Here is a 3154-nt window from a genome sequence, read left to right as displayed (position 1 = left end):
TTTGACGATCGGGTGACAAACGGGATCAGCGTGCTGTCCGCGATCGTCGACAGCGGCACGTTTGCGGCGGCTGGCGACATACTGAACATGTCGCAATCTGGCGTCAGCCGGTCGATTGCGCGGCTTGAGGCGCGGCTGGGTATTCGGCTGCTCGAACGCACCACGCGATCTGTCAGCCTCACCGACGAGGGCAGGCGCTTCTACGAGCAGGTGATGCCCCTTTTGGCCGGCCTGGAAGAGGCTGCGGCCTCCGCCGCCCAAGGCGCGGCCGCCGTTCGCGGGCGCCTGAGGGTCAATCTTGATCCGTATTTCTCTCGGCTGATCCTGGGGCCAAGGCTGGGCGCATTCCTCGAGAGCTACCCGCAGTTGCGCCTCGAACTGATCACAACGGATCGCCTGGGCGACCTTGTGGCCGATGGTTTCGATCTGGCCGTGCGCTTCGGAAATCCTCGCCCGTCGACACTGGTTGCACGCAAGCTGCTGGACACCCGGATGGTGACCATCGCAGCGCCCGCCTACCTCAAGCGCTACGGCCATCCCAAAGACCCACGCGAACTCGAGAAGGGCCATCACGTCTGCATTCAGTTCCGAGATCCGGAGTCCGGGCGCCCCTATCCATGGGAGTTTCACAAACGTCGCAAGAAGCTGGTGCTCGAAACCAGCGGCTCGTTGACGGTCAATGATGCCGGAACGCTGTACAGCGTGTGCCTCGCCGGTCACGGGATGGCCCAAGTCATGGACTTGGGCGTCGGGCCGATGATTGCCGATGGTCGATTAGTCGAGGTGTTTCCAGACTGGCCCGATGAGCGGTTTCCGTTGTATGCGCTGCACCCGTCACGCCATCATGTGCCCGCGAAGACGCGCGCGTTTCTGGACTTCATCGTCGCGCTGCTGCATTAGCCTCCAGCTTCAATGATGATCTTGTGTCATTAATGAAATGACACCCATGTCATTGAAGTAACAAGCTCGTTCTCCGAGACTTCTTGCACCGCGGCTCAGTGCCGCCTTCCCAAGGAGTCTCGAATGTTCGCCATTACAGGAATCACAGGTCAGGTCGGGGGTACCGTCGCAAGGGTACTCATCGACAATGGACAGCGGGTACGAGCAGTCGTGCGCAATGCCGAAAAGGGCGCGGCATGGGCGCGCAAAGGATGTGAGGTCGCAGTCGCGGACCTGTACGATGCCGCCGCACTGAAGAAGGCCTTCGCCGGCGTGCAAGGGGTTTTCTTCCTGCTGCCGCCGGTGTTCGATCCGTCGCCCGACTTTAACGAAGCGCGTCGTGTGATCGCCGCCGTCCGTGAGGCGCTCGAAGTCGCGCGGCCCTCCAAGGTTGTCTCCCTGTCGACGATAGGCGCTCAAGCGCTGCAGCCAAACCTGCTGCAGCAGCACCAGTTGCAGGAGAAAAGCCTGGGAACCTTGCCGCTGCCTATCACCTTCTTGCGCGCCGCCTGGTTCATGGAGAACGCGACATGGGATGTCGCACCGGCCCGCACGACCGGCGTGATCCCGAGCTTTCTCTACCCGTTGGACAAGCCGGTGCCGATGGTCGCCACCGAGGACATCGGGCGCGTGGCGGCCGAGTTGCTCCAGGAAACCTGGCAGGGCAGGCGCGTCGTCGAATTGGAGGGCGCGCGCTTGTCACCCAATGACATCGCCGCGGCCTTTGGGCGCGTGCTCGAACGCGAGGTACGGATGGAAGCGGTGCCGCGCGCCACCTGGGAGGCGCTGTTCAAGTCGCAGGGGATGAAGAACCCGGTTCCACGCGCCCAGATGCTGGATGGCTTCAATGAAGGGTGGATCGACTTCGAGGGTGACGCATCCAGCACGCGCAAAGGCACCGTGTCCCTGGATACGGTTCTGCAAACCCTGATCGCGCGCGCCTGACAGGAGTCATGAACATGAACCAAGGCTTCAGTAGGCGCAATCTGCTCAAAGGTGCTGCCACGTTGATGACCGTCCCCGCGCTCGCCCAGTTGGCGAGCGCCCCAGTTATGGCGGCGACGGCACGTACCCCGAGCCCGGTGGCCAAATACCCTCGCAGTGGCGTCTTCAACTCGATCGATCGAATGCTTCAGCGTGCTGTTGACGGGAGGCAAGTCGCTGGCGTCGTTGCCGTGGGTGCGACTGACAAAGGCACCGTCTACGAAGGGTCGTTCGGCAAGCGCGACGAGGCGCACGGTCCAGCCATGTCGCTCGACACCGTCTTCTGGCTGCTGTCAATGACGAAGGCGGTAACGGCAATCGCCTGCATGCAACTCGTCGAACAGGGCAAGCTGCAACTTGACGATCCCGTGGGCAAACTGATGCCGGAACTGGCGTCGCCCAAGGTTCTGGAAGGCTTCGATGCGTCTGGGGCACCCACGCTGCGGCCCGCCAGGCGGCCAATCACCTTGCGCCACCTGCTGACCCACACCTCGGGCCTTACCTATAGCAACTGGAGCGACAAGCTGCCCCAGTACGAGAAGTTCACGGGTCTGCCCGATATCGCCGAAAGCAAGAACGGCGCATTCGCCGCCCCGCTCGAGTTCGACCCGGGTGATCGCTGGCAGTACGGCACGGGCATGGACGCCGTGGGAAAGATCGTCGAGGCCGTCAGCGATCAATCTCTCGAGGTCTACTTCCGCGAGAACATCTTCGCGCCGCTCGGCATGATCGATACCGGCTTCTTGATTAGCAGTGCGCAGAAGCGTCGCGTGGCGACGACGTACATCCGCCAGTCGGATGGCTCGCTCACGTCGATGCCGTTCGAAATGCCGCAGCGCCCGGAGTTCTTCTCGGGCGGGGGTGGCCTGTTCGGCACGCCGCGCGACTACATGGCCCTCCTGCAGATGCTGCTGAGCGGCGGTACGTTCCGTGGCGCCCGCATCCTGAAGCCACAGACGGTGGCCATGATGCGCCAGAACCAGATCGGCGATCTGAACGTGAACCCGCTGAAGACATCCGCGGCAGCGTGGTCGAACGACGCCGACCTATTCCCCGGCATGCCGCAGAAGTGGGGCCTTTCGTTCGACATCAACACGCAGCCCGGGCCCAACGGTCGCAGCGCAGGCAGTTACGCGTGGGCTGGGCTGCTCAACTGCTACTTCTGGGTCGACCCGGTCAAGAAAGTGACCGGTGCGGTATTCACGCAACTGCTGCCGTTCTACGACGCGCG

The 3154-nt window shown here is 62.8% G+C and carries 3 protein-coding genes; all 3 read left to right on the top strand.

Going from position 1 to position 3154, the window contains the following annotated elements:
• A partial coding sequence (locus V9K97_RS27215; RefSeq protein WP_337321956.1) for a LysR family transcriptional regulator occupies positions 1 to 900 on the top strand: 900 nt, incomplete at its 5' end.
• Positions 901 to 1023: 123 nt separating this feature from the next.
• Positions 1024 to 1884, top strand: a complete 861-nt coding sequence (locus V9K97_RS27210) for an NmrA family NAD(P)-binding protein (protein ID WP_337321954.1) — start codon at positions 1024 to 1026, stop codon at positions 1882 to 1884.
• A 14-nt stretch (positions 1885 to 1898) separates the two neighbouring features.
• The coding region (locus V9K97_RS27205; protein ID WP_337321952.1) for a serine hydrolase domain-containing protein at positions 1899 to 3154 on the top strand (1256 nt) is incomplete at its 3' end.

The organism is Variovorax sp. CCNWLW186, from assembly GCF_037203865.1.
In the GTDB taxonomy this organism is placed as follows: Bacteria; Pseudomonadota; Gammaproteobacteria; order Burkholderiales; family Burkholderiaceae_C; genus Variovorax.
The sequence above is the reverse complement of the archived record's forward strand: the minus strand, read 5'-3'. Positions and strand labels throughout refer to the sequence as shown.

Excerpts from the sequence above, each read along its gene's own strand:
- V9K97_RS27210 (WP_337321954.1), top strand. The coding sequence starts at position 1,024 with ATGTTCGCCATTACAGGAATCACAGGTCAGGTCGGGGGTACCGTCGCA.